Consider the following 21,752-nt stretch of genomic DNA (forward strand, 5'->3'; position numbering starts at 1 on the left):
TAAAAACAGGCGCAGGTTCCCATGAGCAGCAATCATCCTCTTCCCTCTGCACTCCGGCCCATTTCCTCTCAGGGATGGCGGCAAAAAATGGTGGGAAGTGTGGCCTGTCTTGGGGTCTTGATGGGTGCGGGTGCATTGGCGCTTCCGGCCTATGCCAGCTCTCATTCTGATACAGCGTCCTACGCGCCAATTGACCCTCAGCATATGTCAGACACTATGCGTGTTCTGGCGTCTGATACGTTTGAAGGCCGGGCACCCGGTACGCAGGGGGAAGAGCGCACGGTAGCATGGCTTATTCAAGCCTATCAGCAGCTTGGTCTGGAACCTGCGGGAGATAATGGCGGGTGGACGCAAACAGTCCCGCTCCTGCGCACGCAGGTTGGTAAACCTTCAGTGGCCAAAGTCAGTTTTCCTGCTGAAACAGTTTCGTTGGAACAAAATAAAGATATCTATTTTTCCACCAATCAGGCTGTCAAACTGATTGATATTGCACAGGCTCCTCTGGTGTTTGTGGGGTATGGCGTGCACGCTCCAGAACGGGGGTGGGATGATTTCAAGGGCGTTGATCTTAAAGGCAAGGTCGCCATTTTTCTGATTAATGACCCTGACTTTGAGGCCACGAAAGACGATGCGGCCTATGAGCGTTTTAATGGGCGCGCCATGACGTATTACGGTCGCTGGACCTATAAATATGAGGAGGCGGCACGGCGCGGTGCCATAGGTGCGTTGATTGTGCATGACAAACCCGGTGCCTCTTATGGCTGGGAAACGGTCATTGCTCCCGGCGGAGAATCTTTTGACATAGTGCGTGGGAAGAAAGATCGCCCCGTCCTGATGCAAGGTTGGTTGTCCGGGGATGCCGCAAACAAACTGTTTACAGCAGCCGGGCTTGATCTGGCAGAAGAACGGGTGAAAGCACGGCAGACCAGTTTTTCACCCATTACCATTCATAACGCGGGCTTTTCGCTTAAAGTGCCGGTCAAGCATGTTCAGGTCACAAGCCAGAATGTTCTTGGTAAAATAACCGGTGCCAAAAGACCGGATGAAAGCGTGATGTTTGGTGCACATTGGGATGCCTATGGCATGAGCACAAACGCGCAGGGCCAGACCATTATTCGCCGGGGTGCGATTGATGATGGGTCTGGTATTGCGGGGGTTCTGGAAATTGCGCGGGCCTTTAAGGCAGGGCCTCAGCCAGACCGTACTGTTGTATTTGCCGCATGGACAGCGGAAGAACCTGGCCTGCTGGGTTCAGGCTGGTACGCAGCACACCCATTGGTGAATTTACAGAAAACAGCAGCAAATTTCACCATGGATGTTTTGCAGATGGCAGGTCCGTCCCGCAATGGGTTCATGGTGGGTGCTGGGCAGAATACCGTGCAGGATGATGTTGCTGCCGCCGCAAAAAAACAGGGCCGCACTATGCAGCCTGAAGCCATGCCGGAACGGGGGGCGTTTTACCGGGCAGATCATTTGCCCTTCGCCAGAGTTGGTGTGCCTGTTGTCGCCATGATGGATATGGCGGGCTATCCGGACCTACGTAAAGGCGGGGTAGAAGCTGGCAAGGCATGGCTCGTGGGCTATATGGCCTGCTACCACCAAGCGTGTGACAGTTGGAGTGCTGACTGGGACGTGCGCGGTGCGGCCGAGGATGTGGCTCTTCTTTACACAGTGGGTAAAAATCTGGCTTTTTCAAAAAACTGGCCAGAATGGAACCATACATCAGAATTCTATGGTGTGCGTGAAAGCAGCAAAGCCCAGCGCGCAGACTAAGCGTGTGGGTGGCCGCGGGTTGTTAACGCGCCCGCTTCCATCCTTGTGCTTCTTGACGCCAGTAGGTCAGGTCATGCCCGGCGGCCTTCATGGTGGTCCAACGGGTGCGGGCCGCAGCAACTGCGTTTTCATCATGCCCATCAAATAAATCAAAAATACGCTCAAATTGACTGCACTCTTCACACTGCCTGTTTTCAAGCAGGAACAGGAATTTGGCGTTATTGGGCGCATCAGTGTCCGGACTGAGCCAAATGGGTTGCAGGTCTGGCCGTAGTACGCCTGCACTGCCGTGGGGTAACCATGTTGGGCTGGAGATTTTCCACAAGGTTTTATCAATGTCTTCCAGCGCAGCCTTTGTCTGGCACCAGATGGCGGCTTTCTGGCCACTGGCTATCGTGCGGGTCAAGAGAGGCGGCAGGGCGTCTGTCACGCTGGTGCGGGTAAGGTGATAAAAACCAATCTGTGTCATGCTGCCTGCCGTTGGTAACGTACTGCGTATGTCCTGTTAGCATGTGTGCCACCTGATGGGGAACGCTTTACCCCGTCCTGCGCTGGGAACACAAAGACCAGTGCAGCGGACCACCACCGTTACGGCGGCGCATATTTGTCTGCCCAAATAGAGAGAAAGGCCTGATAGCCATGACCCAGACAGTAACTCTTGCCAATGGCACGGCTCTGCCCGCTTTGGGAATGGGCACATGGAATATGGGAGGGACCCCCGGCCCCAAACTGAAGCAGGAAATTGAAAGCCTGCGCTACGGCATAGAAGCAGGGCTAAAGGTTGTTGATACAGCGGAAATGTACGGAGATGGCCTGTCCGAATGTCTGGTAGGGGAAGCAACCTATATCATGCGGCAGGATGTTTTTCTGGTCAGTAAGGTCCTGCCATCCAACGCATCCGCTGCTGGTGTGGCTGACGCCTGTCGCAAGTCTTTACGGCGGCTTGGTACGAATTATCTGGATTTATATTTGCTGCATTGGCGCGGCGCGACCCCGCTGGCCGAAACCGTAGACGCTTTCCGGAAACTGAAACAGGAAGGGCTTATCCGCAACTGGGGCGTCTCCAATTTTGATGTGGAGGATGTTCTGGAGCTTGAAGCTTGCACAAACCCCGGTGAATGCGCCGTAAACCAGATTCTTTACAGTCTGGAGCATCGGGGGGTGGAGTATGACCTGCTGGACGTAAACCGCTTCCGCAATATCGTCACGATGGCTTATTCTCCCATAGGGCAGGGAGGTGCCTTGCTGCATAGCCCAGCACTACAGGCGGTGGCTGCACGGCACAACACAGCGACAGGCCCAGCTACACCAGCACAAATTGCTTTGGCGTGGGTGCTGAGGCAGCGAAACATGCTGGCGATTCCCAAGGCAAGCTCCCTTGAGCACCTGAAGCAGAATATTGCAGCGCAGGAGATTGTTTTGACAGACGCGGACCTGCGGGAGCTGGATGCAGCATTTCCACCCCCGACCAAAAAAACATCTCTGGAAATGATCTGAAATTTCGAGGTGTTTTTAGTCTTCTGAGCGGGGCCGGTGGCCGACATGAATGGTCAGGTCAATAGGGGTTTTCTGGCGCTGGACAGTGACCTGAATATCCGTATTTGGCCGGGCCGCCGCAACAGCGCGGATTGTGCTGCGCGCTGAGTCCATATGCTCTCCGCCCATGGCGATGATGATATCGTCTTTCTTCATACCCCCTTTGGCAGCAGGACCGTTGCGGTCCACCTCTGCCACCCGTGCGCCGTTGTGGGTGATAATATCTTCCAACGTGGCACCCAGCCAGCCACGTTCTATGTGCCCATTATGGCGCAAGGCCTCCACAACCGGGATCACCAGTTCTGACGGGATGGAAAACCCGAGCCCAACGGACCCGCCCGTGGGAGAGACAATGGCTGTATTAAGGGCAATCACCTGTCCAGCCAGATTAAAGGTTGGGCCGCCGGAGTTTCCGGGGTTGATGGGTGCGTCCAGTTGCAGAAAATCATCAAATGGGCCGGTGCCAATATCCCGCCCACGGGCAGATACAATGCCTGCTGTGATGGATGACCCCAGCCCAAAGGGATTACCCGCCGCAACAATCCAGTCCCCTACCTGCACAAGGCGGCTATCCCCCCACTCCAGATAGGGGAGAGGAGAAGGGCTTTGAATTTTGATAACGGCAATGTCTGTCAGTTTATCAATACCCACTAACTCTGCCGTAAACTCCTTTCCGTCCATGAGGGAGACGGTAATTTTATCCGCATCGTCCACCACATGGCCGTTGGTGACGATAATGCCGGACGGGTCCAGAATAAAACCAGAGCCTGCGCCCAGAATTTCGTCGCCGTGGCGGCGGATACGCTCCCGCAAGCGCCGCTCCAGCGGGGTGCCCTTTACTGCGGTAGGTAGTTTTTTGTGTTTGCCGGAGTCAGAATCCCGCGTGACGGCAATATTGACCACCGCTGGCACCACCTTGCGAACCAGTGGCGCAAAAGAGGTAGGGCCGGGAGGGGCAACCAGAGGAGTGGCGGGCGCAAACGCGGGGAGTGTTGGTGTGCGTGTTGCCGCCCAGCCTGACTGAGCGCCGGGCAGGCAGGTGCTTGCAAGAACAGGCAGGCTACACAGAAAGCGCTTCATTTTGCTGTGGTCAGGGTTCTGGACATGTTCTCTTTTGCCCTTCTTTTAAGGCAGAAAGCAATGGGCACACATGTATGTTGTAACATGCTTAGCAAATCCAGTGCCTGTAGACCCACTCTGTCATCCCTTTTCTTTACGCGGCGGCCGGGGTTTGGCAGGGGCAAGTGCCGGATTCTCAGGCCAATCGTGCCGTGGGTAACGGCCCCGCATGTCCCGGCGCATATCTGCCCACCCGCCGGACCAGAAACTGCCAAGGTCTGCCGTAATGGCCTGTGGTCTTCCAGCCGGGGAGAGCAGCGCTAGGCGGAGTGGTATGCGTCCTCCGGCCAGTTCCGGTGTTGTGTTGGTCCCGTAAAAAATTTGTGCACGTCCTGCGGCTACTGGAACCGGCTGTGTGTAATCAACCGTTGCGGTCCCGCCGGGGAAGGGCAGACTGGTGGGGAGGTGTTTGTCCAGCCACTGTGTGCGAGCATACCCAAGATGCGCGCGCAAAACCGCCGTCAGATCAAGGGATTTGAGTTCAGTTACGGAGCTTAGCCCTTCTATCCAAGGAGCCAGCCATTCATCTACGGAGGACGCCAGAGCCTGAGTAGAAAAATCTGGCCAAGGGTCTATTTCGTTTTGAGGGAGGGCTTCAAGGCTACGGGCAAACTCAACCCGCGCCTGGAGTTGTTGCGTGCTGTCTGACCAGTTCAGCACAGAGGCTGGAGCGGTTTTGGCTTGCGTTAACAGAAGTGCGGTAGCATTGGCTGCTTCTACTTTTTCGGTTCGGTCACGTAAAATCAGGCATCCAATGCGGGTGCGGCGGCGCGCCAGAATAGCGCCTGATGTGGGGTCCAGCGTTGTTTCAACCTGTTCTTTTGTCCGGTCCAGCAAGGCAGTGGGCAGGGCGTTAAGGTCCAGAGGTGCTGCCAGCCGAATTTCGGCAGAGGTGCGCAAATGCAGCCCGGCAACGACCAGCAGTTTTTGTTCAGAGAGTGGATCATCGCGCCGCAGGCGGGCATTGGTGCCATTGGAGAGGCGAAAGCTACCGGCTTCTCCGCGGGAGAGAGCTATCCGGTCAGGGAAGCCTGCTGCCAGTAACGCTGCGGGATCTCCCCCAGCCTCGTGGCGGCTTTTGAGTCCCAGCCTTACCCGGTAGCGGCCTGCCGCCTGCCGGATACGCGCCAGTGCGCCCCGGTCTGCATCTGGATGGTGGTCCCCGGCAATAAGGTCCAACCGCAAAGAAATATCAGAGGGTGGGACAGGCGGAGGGCCTGCTCGTCCTGCCACACGCGGGCGTAAAGGGTCACGTTCTTCTAGTAGGGCGGCAAGATCTGCCGCCAGCGCGGCTTCTTCTTCCGTATTGGCGGCCAGCATCATGGCCGCCAGGCGCGGGTGCGCGCCCAATGCGGCCATGTTGCGCCCTAAGACAGTAATGGCGCCGGAATCGTCCAGCGCACCCAGCATGGTCAGGAGGTCTTTTGCAGCGTGAATAGCGCTTGTTGGGGGCTGATCTGGCAGGGGCAGGGGAGTGTCTGATGTGCCAACGCTATCCGCCCAGAGTGCAGAGGCCAGTACAAAATCAGCAAGGTCTGCTTCCAGAATTTCGGGCCGGTCGTGGTTGGGGAGGCCGCGTTCAGTGGCCGGGGTCCAGAGGCATATGGCAGTGCCGGGGGCTTCTCGTCCTGCACGGCCCGCACGTTGCCGGGCTGCGGCCTTGGAAATACGCAATGTCTCCAGCCGGGAAAGGCCCGCCCCGGTGTCAAACCGTGGGGCTCGCCGAAACCCACCGTCAATAACAACGCGCACCCCCGGAACAGTCAGGGATGTTTCGGCAATGGATGTTGCCAGAATAACGCGGCGCTCCCCTTCAGCGCCGGGGCGCAACACGCGCGCTTGCTCGGCGGGTGGTAGGTCTCCATATAGTGGCAGAACGGTTGCAGTACAGCCCTCAAGTAGTGTTGTGACACGCCGTATTTCCCCGATGCCGGGAAGAAAAACCAGAATATCACCGGTAGTTTCAACCAGTGCTGTTTTGACAGCACTGGCCGTGACCGCAGGAAGATCCCGAATGTGCGGAATATCACGCTTTGCGTGCTGCACTGTCAGCGGGTACATGCGGCCTTCGCTGGTTAAAACCGGCGCATTCATCAATGCAGCCAGCCGCTCCGTTTCCGCTGTGGCAGACATGGCAACAAGCCGCAGGTCAGGCCGCAGGGTGCGTTGCAGGTCAAGGCACAGGGCCAGCGCAAGGTCAGCTTCAAGCGAGCGTTCATGCACTTCGTCAATAATCACGCAGGCAATGTTTTCCAGCATGGGGTCACCTAACAGGCGGCGCAAGAAAAGGCCTTCTGTCAGAACCTCAATACGGGTGCGGTCGGAAATGGCGGCATCCAGCCGGGTACGGTAGCCAACAAAGCCGCCTGCTTCTTCCCCCAATAGCCCTGCAATGCGTTGGGCAGCAGCGCGCGCAGCCAGCCTGCGGGGTTCCAGCATAATGATGCGGTCAGCGTCCCCACGCCACGGTGCGGCTGCCAGAACAGGGGGGACGGTTGTTGTCTTCCCTGCACCCGGAGGGGCTACCAGAATAGCGGATGCCGGGCGTTCGGCAGTGGCGTCATGCGCCAGAGCGGCATAGAGCGCAGGCAGGACATCCTGCACGGGAAGGCCGTTTGCCAGTGTAGAAACAGAAGGAGGAAGTGCGGACTGTTGCATTGTGCCGTTATGGCCGCAGCGGGGGTGAACGGCAATGTTTCCGCATAGAAAGGGCAAAAAGTATCCGCGGTCATCTGCAATTTATCTTCACAACTATATGATTAACAAAGCTATTTGTGTCACATTAGATCACTGCTTGTCATGTGAAGTCTTCCTCTATGTGGTGCAAAAATGGTGCATGTGTTTCTGTTGACAGCGTTCCGGGTTTATCTTCAAGACGCAAGGAAATAATTTCGAATTACACTAAACATTGGGACGAAAGACATGCCGGTTAAAACAGCTCAATTTCAAACCCTTTCGTGGACTATTGAAGGGACAGTGTATGAGTTAAGGCGTGAAGGGGAGATGGTGGCCCTCTATTCTGGGGGATCACGTCTTTTTGGTATGACTGTGGCTGAATGGACCATTCTTTTCGAAATGATGAATGTTTTTGGTCGGGCTCAAGCGCCTCAGGCAGATGCAAAGTCTCACTTGCCTGCATTTTCTGTAGTCACTGGTAGTTCTTCGGGTGTCTCCGGTAAACCAGCTAATATGGGAGCCCGCTGGACAGAAGATCATGACAGGGAATTGGCCGCTTTGTGGTTTAGGGGGAGTACGCTTGAGCAGACGGGGGCAGAAATCGGACGAACTGTTCCCAGTGTTGCTTCACGATTGGTTGCATTGGATATCGAGGCAGATATCGAAAGTGTTTATGTCGAAAATCGTATGCGCAGAAATAAAAATACTGCTCCGGCTGTCTGAAGCTGGAGCAGTATAAATCTGATATAAGTACCAGTTTAGTTTAATTTTCGTTTTTGTTTTTTACAGGCTTGGTCAATCCGCTGAAGAAATTCAGCAGGTGAGATTCGTGGGAGAGCGTCGTCGTCTGCGACAGAAAAATGAGGTAGTCCTCCCCAGAGAACTGGATCTCCAATCATGAAAAACCGGTGTTTGGCCCTGGTTAAAGCAACATTCAGCAAGTTAGGTTTACTGGCTGCCCATTGAGCTGCGCCTACTGTTTCTCCATCACATCCCAGCACCATAAGAACAGTGCTTTCCTCTTTTCCTTGAAAAGTATGAACAGTGCCAATTCTTTCTCGGCACCATTTTTTCAAATCAGTTTTAGAGAGGTAGGAACTGTCTCCCATCTCCCAGTTGTCAAGATTGCTTAGGATCTCGATAAGAGCTGCCTTAATACGACGGAAAGGTGAGATGATGTAAAAATCAGGCAGATCACCCGTGAGATGCAAGATCTGTCGAACAGCCTGCAGGGTGAAGTTGATTTGTCCGGTCACGACCTGATGATCAGAGGCCAGGCCAGCAAGAGTGATCCATGCGCTTTGCCCTAGGTCGAAGCTATCGGAAGGCGGAAGTCGACTTTCAGGTTTACTGTACCCGTGGAAAACCATTTTGTCATTGTAGGCAATCGTATTTGCGATGGAGAACATCGGATCTGCGCATCTTCTGTGAACACGCAGGGGGCAACCGACCCACAGGTCTGTGCCATTATTCTCTATATAAGCGCCGGTAGGGTTGATACGGTCTGCAAGTCCCTGAACAGACGTGTGGGAGGGTGAAAAAACGGAGGCATCAGGCTCAGAGGATACGAGGCCACTCTGGCTGGCAAGTAGACTTACCAGCCGGGGCGGAACGGTAAATACCGGTTCAATCTGCATCGGATCACCGACGACCACGGCATGTTTCGTCCTCCAGAGAGCTCCAACAGCCGCCTGTGGGATGGCTTGCCCGGCTTCATCAACAAAAAGCCATCCCAGAGAACTTTCGCCAAGGTCCCTGAACTGGCTTGCAACGGATGCAAAAGTACTGGAAACCACGGGTACAACCATGAACAGGCTTTGCCAAATCGGAAGAGCGTCTTCTTGGGGGGTGTTCAGTCTTCCTCCGGCAAGCAGGGTGGAGATGGCCATCAGATTGCTGCCAAATCCTCCATTTTTCTGCGTTACTTCGTAGAGCCATTCTTCATGTAATGTCATGGCTGCGGCAAAGAGTTCGGAGCGAAGTTTGTTCAGATGTGTATCATACCACAGCCCTTCTGTTTGCCAGTTATCCTGATCAAGATCATTTTTGTCAGAAGGTATGCGAACAGCAGGGAACTGCTCGCGGAGCACATGCAGTTTATTTTGTCTCTCTTTCCATGTTTCTTGTGCTGAAGCCAGAGTGTTTCTGGATGTTTTTATCGAAATTTCAGCTCTTGCGAGTGTTGTGTTTGCATTTTCCAGATTGTTTCTGAAGTCATAGATTTTTTTTAGTTCTTTTTCTTTGAGTGTGCGGATTTCTGAGAGCGTCTCATCACATTTTTTCTTCTGTTCACTTTTAAAGAGCTTTTTAAAGAAGCCACGAGGCGAGGTCGCTTGAGTTAACTCTTCCCTTTGCACAAGAAGAGCAAGCTGGGCTTCGGTCTGATTGAGGCTGTTTTTTAGGGAACTGACTTCTCCACTGGCCTGTTTGTGTGTTTCAACGGCGGTATCCAAAGCACTCTGGAAAGAAGCGCAGAAGTCTTTTTCAGAAAGAGTAGCTCCAGAGGCTAACAGTTTTTTATAGTCTTCGAGAGCGGAGATATGTTTATTAACAGCCATATCCGCTGCGATAAAGGCCTGTTTTGCTGTCTCAAATGATATGCTTTTATGTTTATTGCGCCAGTTCCAGATGGACTGCTGGAGGTCAGGATCATAATTCGGTGGAAACTGACTATTCTGTGACTTGCCAGAGGGTGTGCCATCATACCCAAGTCCGGACTGAAAATGACGCCTGTTCTGCGATCGACCAAGAGCTGCGGCAAACAGGCCCCAAGGCCTATCATCAGGTTCCAGATTGTCATATTTTCCGTCAGAACGTCGTGATGCAATATTATAGGCGACAGGCTGGAGATAACTGACAGGTGTGTCTGTATTGTTTTCTCTCCAGTGCTTTCCGAGAGCAGACGCTTTGGGAAGATCTTTAGAAAGGTTTTCAACAGCTGCGTTATTGGAGGAAACGACAACCATTTCGTATCCGGTCAGATCATCTTTCAGTGTATTGAAAGACCGTATTATCGGCCCATTATCAAACTCAATATTTATACTGTTCTGAAACGCATCTTTGGCCCGTGGAAGCCGAGACAAAGCTCTCGCTCGTCTGGTCATCAGTTCAGCGAAAATATCCCGCAGTAGGGTTGTTTTGCCTGTTCCTGGGGGGCCATTGATGGAAAAAATGTCCCCATCCTTCAGGTTACCAAGTAATGTATTAAGCGCAAATTGCTGCATCAGGCTCATGGCATGCTTGGGGTCAGATGGCCAGTGTGCAGAAGGGAGTCTGGAAGGATCAAGTCCTTCCATGATTTCCTGCAATCCAGCTGCGGTATAGAGATCCATCCGTTTTTGTAAATCTGGTTCCCTGAGGTAGGAACTGATCAGACCGGCCTTTGAGCCTAGTCTGATCGACTGGATGACCCGCGCAATATCTCTTGCGTAAAAGCTGTTCAGAATATCAATATCGGCATCAGATCGTTGCGATTGACCGCCTTCATCTTCGTCAGCCTCATCATTTTCTGCAAGATCAGTTGGGGAACATCTAGCCTTGTTTTCACTCTGTGCCTGCTTGCGTGGTTTGGCAGCTTTTGCCTTGATAACAAGGGCCGGCCCTTTGGAAAAAGCCTGATGGACCGGACCTGGCCATTCTTTTGACCAGGCAACAAAAAGCTCAAGAAGTCTGCGCAGGTCAGGGCCCGTGAGAGCATTGGGTTGATCACGGCTATTGGCTGACGGGATACCGTAGTTGAATTCCAGCAGATCCAGCTTTAACTGTCTTACGTCGTTCTCAAAGCTGTCGATGTTCAGATGCTCCAGACTCAGATTTTCTCGGCAACTTCCAAGCGCCCAGGAAACGGTCGATATGGATAGCGAACCGAAAGCAGGCTCTCCATTTGCGTTGACAGCAATCCGAGCCATACAGGTCGGACCTTCAAGTTTTCTGAGTTCATCTTCCTCTGTCGCTTCAAGTCCTTGTGATGCGCCAAGAATTTTTTCAACGCGGGTAGTAATCTCGGCTGTATCGAAAATACCGATATAGAGGTCGAACCCAACAATTTCCTTATCAATGGGGGGCGTAAAATTCCACAGAGAGGTGTTGTCCTTGGACAGATCAGGAAGGGAAAGGCTTTTAAGAGACCATTTCTCCTCCTGTTTGACATCAAGCACATTACGTTGCAGGTCATATGGAAGAAAAAATTCACATTTATGCCAGAAGTCCAGAATGTTTAGGATCTCTGGATGCATGGCTTTATCTGAAATCCCATTCATAAAAATCACTCACAATATGGAAACGTCATGCCTTTTTAGAAAGGGAATGTCTGAGGAGCAACATTCTATGCTATTTTAAGGATCACGACTTATTGTCATTACCCGGAGTTTGGCGGACTTTTACAAAGTATTTAAGTGGCTGCGCTCTGAAGACAGGACGGCCAGGCAGGTTATGGTGGACGGTCTCGTTTTTTTTGCGGAAGGCAGTAAGACTGTCACGAGGGGCAGTGGGAAAATCCGCTGGGGGAGTCTTCTGGTCGGGCTTCTTGTGAGTGGGTATTGTCCTGGCGATGACTATCGGGTGTTGCAAAGAGTGAAAACTATGCAACTTCTGGAATAATAAAATGATAAAAAACCCAACAATATTAGAATTAAGAATAATATAACAGCATGGATAATTTTGACTAATCATTTTGATTTCGCAATATTGATGCTTTTTTGCGACAGGAATAATGTAATATTTTTGAGATTCATCAGATCAATCTTTTAATGATGTTAGTTCTGGCATAAGTCTCCATTAAATGATTTTAATGGAGTGGTAACTGTGCGGCGTCTATTGGTTTGTGGTTTGGTTTTTTTTGCATGCCTTTCTGTTGTCTCAGGTGGTCCGGTTCTGGCTGCTGTTAGCGCTTCTGCTCCTGCCAAATCTGTAGCGTCTGCACCGATTGCTTCTCCGACGACTTTGTCGGGCTCTGCCGGTGAGTGGAGTTACCGGTGTATTTTCCCCTCTTCCGCCCCGAATACGGCCCCCACTGTTTGTATCGTAGAGCAGCGTCTGATGATGCAGGACGCCCAGAAGCAGACTGTGCCACTGGGTGGGGTCATTCTGGCCCGTGCGACCGAAGACCCAGTCAAAGCCCCACTTTCAGCGCGCCCCTGGCGTTTGACGGTGATGACCCCTCTGGGACTTTCCCTTCAGCATGAGGCCCGTTTTGCTATTGGGAAGTCGGCGCCGTTTACGCTCGCCTGGCAGAGCTGTGTGTCGTCGGGATGTTTGTCGACGCTGGATCTGACAGCGGACCAGGTTGAGGCTCTGCGTCATGGTCAGACTGGCCATATTGAAGCCAGCAAACTGGCTGGTGGTGTTCTGACAATCAATTTTGCGCTCACCGGTGTGGATGTGGCTCTCAAAACCACAGAAGGCTGGATCGCGCATTCTCAGGCTGGATCTGTTCAGTAAAGCGTTTGAGCTTTCCGCTTTTTTACTTCTGATTTCTTTCTGACGTTCTGGTTCTGATCATGATTTCCAAGAAGACCCTGCGCTCCGTTCTCGGTGCGCTGTCCTTTGTTGCGCCGTGTGTTGCTCAGGCGGCACCGGATGCCGGCGTGCCAGCCATTGGTCTTCCGGCTGGCCCAGGGTCGTCCCAGGACCAGTTTCAGCGGTATCAGCAACGACAGCAGCAACTGGACATGCTGCCGCCTCCCAATAGCGATACGGAGTTTCTGAATACACCGCGTCAGTCTTCCACGACAAAGGGCTGTGTCGCTGTCAAATCCCTCACGATTGAGGGTGCGTCCCATTTGTCGGCCGCAACGCGTGCCATGCTGTCCGCCCGCTATACGGGGCGCTGTCTGGGTGTGTCTGACTTCAATCATGCCCTTGATGATATCAATGGCGCCTATATGGCCCAGGGGCATGTGACGTCGCGTGCGTATTTGCCAGAGCAGTCCTTGCAGGATGGTCACCTGCGCATTGTTGTCGTGGAAGGCATGCTCTCGGGCTTTCAGTTTGAGGGAATATCTCCCCGTTTTCATGAAGCGGTGGCTTTTCCCGGGTTACGCGATCATATCCTGAACCTGCGTGATCTGGAGCAGGGGCTGGATCAGATGAACCGGTTGCCGAACTGGTCGGCAAAAATGCAGATTGTGCCAGGAGGAGTCCCTGGAACATCTGCTGTCAGAATCCGGCAGCCTGCGCCGGGTTACATTCATGGTCAGATCTGGGCCGATAACAACGGTCAGTATGAAACCGGCCATGAAGCCGGGCATGCGATGCTGACTGCGCAGGATGTGCTGGGACTTCTGGATATGTGGTCAGTTGAATATGATCATTCTCTTGTCGGCGATGCCGGACGGCGGGGGACGCAGTATATTTCAGCCAACGGGTCCATCCCTTTTGGAAAATGGACTGTTTTTGGTGGCTGGTGGATGTCAGATGATGTGTATCATCTGCAGACGCTGGGTGAAGATTACAGACTTGGCGGTCGGCGCAAGGATTTTCGGTTTGGTGTGTCCCGTGTTGTCGCACGTAACCGCATTGGTGTGACGACCCTGCAGGCGTTTTATGAACTGAAGTCGTTCAACTCGACGCTGGACCGTGTGCGCTTACAAACTCAGAGCGCACGGCAGGCTTATGTCGTGGCGCAGGCCAGTGAATCTCTCAAGGCCTGGGGCGGTGTATGGTATATGACGCTGGGTATGCGGTTCGGTGTTGGCGCAGTCGGTACGCATTCTGCCTATGATAATCCGGGGGAAGCTGATCCGCATACGCAATACGTCAAGCCTACACTCGATATTGACGGTTACAAGCCGCTGCCTCTGGGTTTGTTGTGGCATACATCCGTGCATGGCGAATACAGCACACGCAATCAGTTCACGACAGATCAGTTGCAGTTGGGTGGTCCTTATACTGTTCGTGGTTTTTTGCGTCAGATGCTTTTGGGGAATGACGGGATTTACATTCGTAATGATGTGTCCTGGCAGTTTGCGCATCCTGGCATGAACCATGGGTGCGGTGCGTATGCCGGGTTCTGTCGCCTGTTTGTCGAAGGGGCTGAACTCTATGGCATTCTTGATGGCGGGATGACCCGCGCGGGTTATCGTTCTTCTGGAATGCCAACATAACGCATGCAATTGCGCGTGGACCTCTGCCGCACGAGGGATGGATCGCGGCCTTTCAGGCAGGAGTGCGGTTCTGATGGCGTGGCTGTCCATGAACCGATTTTTCCGACGGGTTGTGGCAACAGGGACGTCGTTCTCTCTTGCGCTGGCACCCACTCTTGCAAATGCCCAGCAGGCTGCGCCATCTATTGTCATTGACAACCGGACAAATCCTGCGGCCCCCGCTCCTAGTCTGGACCGGACGGCGAATGGGGTGCAGCAGCTCAATATTGCAACGCCCAACGGGGTAGGCCTGTCCCATAATATGTTCACGCAATATGGCGTGGAGCAGAAAGGTCTGATCCTTAATAACGCAACCCAGGCGACGCAGACGAAGCTTGGTGGCTATGTGTACGGGAACGCCAACCTGCACGGTAAAGCCGCCAATGTCATTCTGAACGAAGTCACCGGTCAGCAAGCCAGCCAAATGCTGGGCTATACGGAAGTGGCCGGGCAAAAGGCAAATGTTATTATTGCCAACCCAAATGGTATCACCTGTAACGGTTGCGGTTTTATCAATACGGATCGGTTGAGCCTGTCGACGGGTCATCCGGAAATTGATGCCAGCGGCAAGCTGTCTGCCCTGACTGTCAGCGACGGTCTTATTGCGTTTGAAGGCAAGGGCGGGGATTTCACGGCAGTTCCGGTTCTGGATATTCTGAGCCGTCGTGTCACCCTTAATGCTAGGGTCAATGCCCAGACAGCCCGTCTGGTGGTCGGTCGCAGCCGGTTTGATTATGAAACCGGAACTGTGCATGCCCTGAAGTCCGATGGCTCGAAAACACCGGAATTTGCTATCGACAGTTCAGCGCTGGGCGGTATGTATGCTGGCCAGATTTCCATGCTGGTGACAGAAGCCGGGGCTGGCGTGCGTGTGAATGGCACCATGGCCAGTAATGCCGGAGACATGACGCTGACGGCAGATGGGCGGCTTGTGTTGAACGGCATCATGTCGGCTTCGGGTTCCATGGCTGTGCAGGCTGCCGGTGTTGACAATGCAGGCACACTTCAATCCGGCGCAGATACACGTCTTGCCTCGACAGCAGACATCCAGAATACGGGTGCGGTTTCTGCAGGGCAGGGGCTGAGGGTTAACGGCTCTTCTCTGGCCAATACAGGGAGCATGACAGCCGCGGGCCGGAGTGGTGCTACATTCACGCTTGCCGGTTCTGCCAGTAACAGCGGAAAAATCGGTGCCGATCAGGGTGGACTTGCTCTGACCGCAGCATCCCTGACAATGGCGACGAACAGCACTCTGGCGTCGACTGGCTCCATGACGGTGCAGGCCGGGCAGTCAGTAAGCAATGCCGGGCAGATTTCAACCTCTTCGGGCAAGCTCGCCCTGACAACGGGCGCATTTGCCAACCATGCCGGTGGCCTGGTTGCATCTGGCGGTGATCTTGCTGTGTCGACGGGGTCGTATGCGGGCGATGCCGGGGCCAGTCTGAAATCAGACAGTGCCTTGTCCCTGATTTCGACCGGAGCGGTGGAGAACAACGGGGCAGTTGCTGCGGGGACATCTTTAACGGTGACGGCGGCTAGCGGGCTGTCGAACGGTCAGTCTGGCAATTTAACTGCAGCGGCAGGGCCTTTGGCGATCACTGCTCAAGGGAGCGGGGTCAACAATATTGGCAACATAGGTACGGTTAAAGCCGGTGACCTGACACTCGACACCACGACTCTTAGCAATAGCGGCACACTCACAGCCATGGGCAATGGGTCTGTTCAGGCTCAGGGCAGTCTGACCAACAGTGGCAGTCTGACAGTCTCTGGAGACACGTTGCAGGTCAGCACGTCCACGTTGCAGAATAGCGGTATTCTGGCCGCGTATTCTGGTTCTCTGGCGGTTCAGAGTTCAGGCGCTCTTGCAAACAGTGGCACGCTGTATGGTGCGACCACAGCGGCTCTGAGTGCGGCGGATGCCCTGACGAATACTGGCGGGCAGATTGGCTCGGGTACCGGACTTTTACGGCTTTCGGCTTCTGACCTGTTCAATGGGGCCGGGGGCCGGATGATTTCCCAGTCTGGCGGGGTCAGCCTTGTCGCACAGAGTGTGGATAATCGCGATGGGGCCATTCAGGGCCAGGGTGATGTCAGCCTTTCAGCAAAGACGCTGGATAACCGGAATGGGGGTTCAGTCGTTTCTTTGGGGGGCTCCCTGTCCCTGTCTCAGGGGAATGCCCCTATAGAAAGTGTGCTGAATCAGGGCGGCGCATTAGGGGCGGCTGACAGCCTGAGCCTCAATACGAATTCTTATGAGAGCGACGCCAGTAGCGCACTTGTCAGCACGGGTGTGCTGACGCTGGTGATGTCTGGGGTGCTGGATAATGGTGGCACGTTATCAGGTGATAAGGGTTTCAACCTGACAGTTGGCGGCTTCCGTAATGAAAGCAGTGGCATTCTGGCTGCCAGGACAGGCGATGGCCAGCTGACAATCAAGGGGAATGGCTCCCTGACTAACGCCGGTATGATTGAAACACTGGCGTCTGGCAGTCAGTTGTCCCTGAGCAGTTCGGGTAGTCTGGAGAATACCGGGTCAGTTCTGGGGAGTGGCTCCGTGACTGTGGCGGCGGCTGATGCGGTGACCAATAGCGGCAAGCTCAGCGCACTGGGTGGTGATCTGACACTCAGCGCAGGGTCTCTGAACAACAGCGCGACGCTGGCAGCCGTCGGGTCGGTCTCGATTGGCCTGAATGGCGATCTTGATAATACCGGCCTGCTGTACGGGGCAGACTCCGTTGCCCTTGTTGCTGGGGGAGCAATCCGGAATGCTGCGGTTGCAGGTGCCGCGAGTGGCACAACAGGGGGGATCGGGAGTGGATCCGGCTCACTGAGCATTCTGGCCACGTCGCTTGATAACAGTGCATCGGGCGCGATTGTCGCCTCCCAAGGGGCTGCGCAGGTCTATGCCGGAACCCTTGCCAATTCCGCCGTCTTGCAGGGCAATACAGGGCTGGCAGTTTTCGCCGACACACTGGTGAATGGCTCGACTGGCCAGATGGTTTCCCAGGCGGGAGATCTGAGTGTTGCAGGCTTGTCTGGGTCTGCCGTGGCAAGCATGACCAACGCGGGCATCATGCAGGCGCAAACAGCTCTCGCTCTGCAAAGCGATGTTCTGGATAATACGCATGGCACCCTCGTCGCCCAGACAGGTCCCGTTGTTCTGGCAGTCAATGGGGTGCTGAAGAACAGCGCAGGCATGATTCAGTCCGCGCAGGATATGCGTGTCACGGCTGCGTCCTATGCCAGTGATGTGGCGTCTGTTCTGCATGCCGGGCAGGCTCTGACAGCGACATTCAGTGATGCCGTGGACAATGCCGGGCATATGATCGCTGGCGGCCCGCTGTCTCTTTCAGCCGGTTCTTTGACGACGCATGGCGCGACGAACCCGGATGACGTGGCCGTCATTGCCAGTACAGGTAGCAATGTCTCCATCACGGCAGGGGTCATTCATAATGCAGGCAGTCTTCAGGCTGCAGGAACGTCTGGTCAGACCCTGACCATTAACGCGACATCTCTCGACAATACTGGGGTTGTGAGCGCCCGGGGCGATCTTGGACTGACGCTTTCGGGGGATCTGGCCTCATCAGGGTCTCTTGTCGCGCAGAAAGGTGCTGCCACTGTTACCCGCAGACGCTTGAGAACAGCGGCTTTCTGGGGGGCGCTCAGGCTGTCCATCTGACAACGCAGCAGGATTTTGCCAATACCGGAACGGTCTTTGCCGGAGCTGACCTGACGGCACAGAGCGGTGGGCGTCTCAGCAATGCCGGGGGGCAGGCGGGCGGTAGTACGGTCCAGCTGACGGCCGGGAGGGATCTGGATAATACCAATGGCAAGGTGGTGGCGAGTGCGGACGCACTGACTGTTACGGCCCGCTCGGTTACCAATACAGCGGGCACGTTGCAGGCGAAGCAGGCCGTTGCGCTGGTGACGGATGGTCTTGATAACCAGCAGGGCACGATCCTGTCGGAAGCCGGAACCCTGAGTCTGACTTCTGCTGATAACACTCCGGGCATGGTGAATAATGCCGGGGGCCAGATGGAGGCTGGTAAGGCGGCTTCTCTGGTATTCAGCGGACTGGATAATAGCGGCGGGTCACTGGCGGCCTTTGGAGGTGATCTGACGCTCAACGGCACCGGCAGCAGTGGTGTGATGAACACTGCAGGTACGATCAAGGCCAGCGGAGCCCTGACGCTCACGACTGATCATTATACAGCGGAAGATGCGCAGAGCAGTCTGACTGCCGCCGGATCGGTGACCATGACGGTCGCACATGATGTACAGAATAGCGGCACACTAGCGTCCGGTGGAGACCTGATCCTTCAGGCCGCTACTCTGGAAAATGATCAGACAGGTGTTGTCGGCAGTGAGGCGGGGAAGCTTTCTCTTACTCTCAACGGCTCAGACGGTCTGAATAATGCAGGCACACTTCAAAGTGCCGGAGCAGGACAGACGCTGAGTGTAACCACAGCAGTGTTGGAAAATGTGGCCACAGGCCGGATTTTTTCCAATGGCGCGCAGACGCTCACAGTGCAGGGGACGCTGACGAATGCCGGAGAAATAACGGCGTTTGGGGATAATGCCCTGACTGTTGACGTAGGATCGATTATAAATAGCCACCAATTCCAGACAGGCGGCAGTCTGACGTTCAAGGTGAAGGACGTTCTGAAGAATACTGGTCTGATTTACGGGCTGGACGGTGGCAGCATCACAGCTTCCACTGTTGCGAATGCCAATGGTCAGATCGGAGAGAAAGGTGCCAAGGGGCAGCTGCTGAGTGTTTCGGCGGATCAGATTGATAACAGCAACGGCGGAAAACTAGTTTCCCAGAATGGAGCACTGGCTCTTTCTGCACAGACAGTGGCCAATGATAACGGGCAGATTGAATCCGGTTCGACACTGTCCATTCTGACGGGCTCCCTGAGCAACCAGAGCGGAAAAATTCTGTCTGATTCCGGCAATGTCACTCTTGCCGCAAATGCGGCAGGAGCCGGGGCCAGCGGTGTCGATAACAAGTCCGGCGTCATTCAGGCGGCCAACGATCTGACGCTGTATGCCGCTACCCTGACAAATACCAACGGGAAAATTCTTGCGCAGACTGGCAACCTGATACTGCAGGGTGATGCAAAGGACGGGATGCTGCAGAGTGTTGCCGATCAGAACGGGCAGCTTGGGGCGGGTCAGGATCTGACGCTGCGGACAGGAAGTCTGACAGGGGCGACATCATTGAGCGCCGGGCAGGATCTGACCTTTGCGTCCTCAAACGGGATAACAGACCCGTTCCTGTTTTCCGCCGGACGTGACGTGACTCTCTCTCTGGGCGGTGCTTACAGCATTGGCACTGGGAGTGGCGTCATTGCCCAGCGGAACGCCACGGTAACGGCTGCCAGCGTGACCAATGCAGGCGCTCTGATGGCCACGTCTGGCAACCTGACGGTACAGACCACCGGGAATATTACGAATACAGGGTTGCTGGATGGCGCATTCGGACTGACGCTTGCGCTGGATGGTGATCTGTCCAACACGCAGGGAGCTCTTCTTGCGGATGCGGGCAACATTTTCATTGGTGGTCGCAGTGGCACGTATGCCGGGGCTGTGAGCAACCATTCCGGTGAAATCATGGCAGGGAGTGCCAGCGGAGATGTCACCATTCATGCCGCCTCCCTGACCAACGATATTCTTGGGGGCGTCACAGAAGGCAAGGATGCGAACGGAAACCCCATTTCTGTCGTTTACTACACGCAGACCTACAGCCAGGGTTTGACAGGGCCGCTACCAAAACCGTCCAACCTGCTGTCTGATGCGGCGCAATATTATTATGGCCAGAAGGTCGTAGAAGTCTTCGCACCGGCCGACTTGCTGACGGCTGATGGTCAGCCTGCCTCCGGGTCTTTTCTGGCGGCTCTTTATGGAGGGGGTGAGTCCTCCAGGGTGGTTGTCACAGGGACCGGCACCCAGATGACCGTGAATGGGGCCCCCGCTCTGCTTGCCGCAGGTCAGGATCTGACTGTTGATTTGACCGGGGCTCTGGCCAACACGGGTAGCCATATCGCTGCAGGCCGTAACATGACCCTGTCTGGCACGACGCTGGACAATACCGGTTATTCCACGGATGTGACCTATACGTTCTCCTGTTACAACGGCAATTCCTGCCGGTATTTCACGCCACCCGCAAGTGAGGCTCAGCCCAACCCGTGGCCTGACATGGGATGGGACGTTGGTAAAAGAGGTGGCTGGCCCTGGCCGTCTCATATCTGGGGGAGTTCTGAGTATCAGGTTCAGGCGGGCACGCTGGTTACCGGGAATACCCTGACGGCCACCTTCAGCGGTGCCGTTAACAACACCAACAGCGTCTCTCATGCAACGGCTGTACAGATTGCGGACGCCATTGCCTACACCGGGTCCGTTCCGGGGGGTGTGACGGCTGGCGGGAACACGATTACACCTTCAGCCGTGGGCTCCTCGGTTCTTCCCGGTGTCAGCGGACAGTTTGCGGATGTTTCGGTCGCTGCAGGGGCCGCGACGGGCGGGGCAGCCTCTGTGTCGGGGAGTGGCCTGTACGGTACCAGTGGCAGTACAGCAACCGAAAGTGCCAGAGCGGCAAGCAGTGCCACGGCCAGCCTGCCGTCCTACGGGGGGATTGTCAGCCCGCAGGGGCATGAGAGCGGGGCCATGGCCGCGCAGTCTCTGACACTGCCGGGCTTTAGCGGTACGACCGACCCGACGGCATCGCAGGTCATTGCTTCTGTGCCTGCCGGTACAGCGTTGTATGTGCCCAATCCCGCGCCAGATGCGCATGTCCTGATCGAGACGAACCCGGCTTATACAAGTCTGACCGCGTTCCACGGGTCCGAATATCTTCTGGACCGTCTGGGAGACCAGCCGCAGGACTATACGTTTCTGGGCGATTCCACGTTTGAGCAGCAATACGTGCAGCAGCAGATTGTGTCTGCCACGGGGCAGACCTATCTGGGGGGGACTTATAATACAGCGTCCAGCCAGATGGAGGCACTGCTGGGCAATGCGGCCAATGAGAGCAGTCAGCTTGGCCTGACGCTGGGGCAGGGGCTGAGTGCGGCGCAGCAGTCTGCTCTGACGTCCGACATCGTGTGGTATGTGAACGAAGAGGTTAACGGGATAGCCGTTCTTGTTCCCAAACTCTATCTTACCCCCGGCCATGAGGCGCTGACGGGTGCGAGCATTTCTGCAAAGAATGTCTCCATTACCGGCGGGACGATCACGAACAGTGGGTCGATTACCGCTCAGGACAGCCTGAGCCTGACGACGACGTCTGGCGACCTCACGAACACCGGATCGTTGTCTGGCGGCACGGTGTCGCTGACGGCGCAGGACGGGTCGATTCTCAACAGTGACACGCTGACCACCTATCTGGTGGGCGGGGGCAGCACGCAGCAGCTTGCATCTGTGGGAACCATCACGGCGACGGGTGCTGCCAGGGCGGATTCAACCGGTCGTCGCAACACCTTAATATTGGAGGTGTAGACGATG

General features: G+C 55.0%; 11 protein-coding genes. 7 read left to right on the forward strand and 4 right to left on the reverse strand.

The genetic code is table 11. The features are described 5' to 3' along the window. Positions 1-120: 120 nt before the first annotated feature. The gene (locus ACTIDN_RS03105; protein WP_441375947.1) at positions 121-1,773 is read left to right on the forward strand and encodes a M20/M25/M40 family metallo-hydrolase; all 1,653 of its coding nucleotides are present in this window, start codon (positions 121-123) and stop codon (positions 1,771-1,773) included. Positions 1,774-1,795: 22 nt separating this feature from the next. Here the strand turns inward: ACTIDN_RS03105 and ACTIDN_RS03110 are convergent, their stop codons facing one another. Continuing rightward, positions 1,796-2,242 (reverse strand): DNA polymerase III subunit chi, encoded by a 447-nt coding sequence (locus ACTIDN_RS03110; RefSeq protein ID WP_441375933.1) that lies wholly within the window; start codon positions 2,240-2,242, stop codon positions 1,796-1,798. A 170-nt stretch (positions 2,243-2,412) separates the two neighbouring features. On the opposite strand from ACTIDN_RS03110, the gene ACTIDN_RS03115 reads away from it, so the two are divergent. Then, positions 2,413-3,270, forward strand: coding sequence for an aldo/keto reductase (locus ACTIDN_RS03115; RefSeq protein WP_441375934.1), 858 nt, complete (start codon positions 2,413-2,415; stop codon positions 3,268-3,270). A gap of 15 nt (positions 3,271-3,285) precedes the next feature. Here the strand turns inward: ACTIDN_RS03115 and ACTIDN_RS03120 are convergent, their stop codons facing one another. Both ACTIDN_RS03120 and hrpB read right to left on the reverse strand, forming a co-directional pair. Continuing rightward, positions 3,286-4,389 (reverse strand): S1C family serine protease, encoded by a 1,104-nt coding sequence (locus tag ACTIDN_RS03120; RefSeq protein WP_441375935.1) that lies wholly within the window; start codon positions 4,387-4,389, stop codon positions 3,286-3,288. A gap of 120 nt (positions 4,390-4,509) precedes the next feature. Next, positions 4,510-7,086: an ATP-dependent helicase HrpB gene (gene hrpB, locus ACTIDN_RS03125; RefSeq protein ID WP_441375936.1), complete on the reverse strand. Its 2,577-nt coding sequence runs from the start codon at positions 7,084-7,086 to the stop codon at positions 4,510-4,512. A gap of 264 nt (positions 7,087-7,350) precedes the next feature. Between hrpB and ACTIDN_RS03130 the strand changes: the two genes are divergently transcribed. Next, entirely contained in the window at positions 7,351-7,827 is a 477-nt protein-coding gene (locus ACTIDN_RS03130) for a hypothetical protein (protein WP_441375937.1), read from the forward strand. Between the two features lie 35 nt (positions 7,828-7,862). Here ACTIDN_RS03130 and ACTIDN_RS03135 read toward each other — a convergent pair whose 3' ends face one another. Continuing rightward, entirely contained in the window at positions 7,863-11,363 is a 3,501-nt protein-coding gene (locus ACTIDN_RS03135; RefSeq protein WP_441375938.1) for a DEAD/DEAH box helicase, read from the reverse strand. A gap of 544 nt (positions 11,364-11,907) precedes the next feature. Between ACTIDN_RS03135 and ACTIDN_RS03140 the strand changes: the two genes are divergently transcribed. From ACTIDN_RS03140 to ACTIDN_RS03155, 4 genes are all read left to right on the forward strand, one after another. Next, on the forward strand, positions 11,908-12,543 hold the full coding sequence (locus ACTIDN_RS03140) for an invasion associated locus B family protein (RefSeq protein ID WP_441375939.1): 636 nt from the start codon (positions 11,908-11,910) through the stop codon (positions 12,541-12,543). A gap of 59 nt (positions 12,544-12,602) precedes the next feature. After that, positions 12,603-14,207, forward strand: coding sequence for a ShlB/FhaC/HecB family hemolysin secretion/activation protein (locus ACTIDN_RS03145; RefSeq protein ID WP_441375940.1), 1,605 nt, complete (start codon positions 12,603-12,605; stop codon positions 14,205-14,207). An 88-nt stretch (positions 14,208-14,295) separates the two neighbouring features. Then, positions 14,296-17,925: a two-partner secretion domain-containing protein gene (locus ACTIDN_RS03150; protein WP_441375941.1), complete on the forward strand. Its 3,630-nt coding sequence runs from the start codon at positions 14,296-14,298 to the stop codon at positions 17,923-17,925. After that, positions 17,922-21,746: a beta strand repeat-containing protein gene (locus tag ACTIDN_RS03155; protein WP_441375948.1), complete on the forward strand. Its 3,825-nt coding sequence runs from the start codon at positions 17,922-17,924 to the stop codon at positions 21,744-21,746. Before ACTIDN_RS03150 ends, ACTIDN_RS03155 begins: the two co-directional genes overlap by 4 nt. The last annotated feature ends 6 nt before the right edge of the window (positions 21,747-21,752 follow it).

Origin of the sequence: Acetobacter sp. (assembly GCF_052102375.1) — a bacterium.
Taxonomy (GTDB): domain Bacteria; phylum Pseudomonadota; class Alphaproteobacteria; order Acetobacterales; family Acetobacteraceae; genus Acetobacter.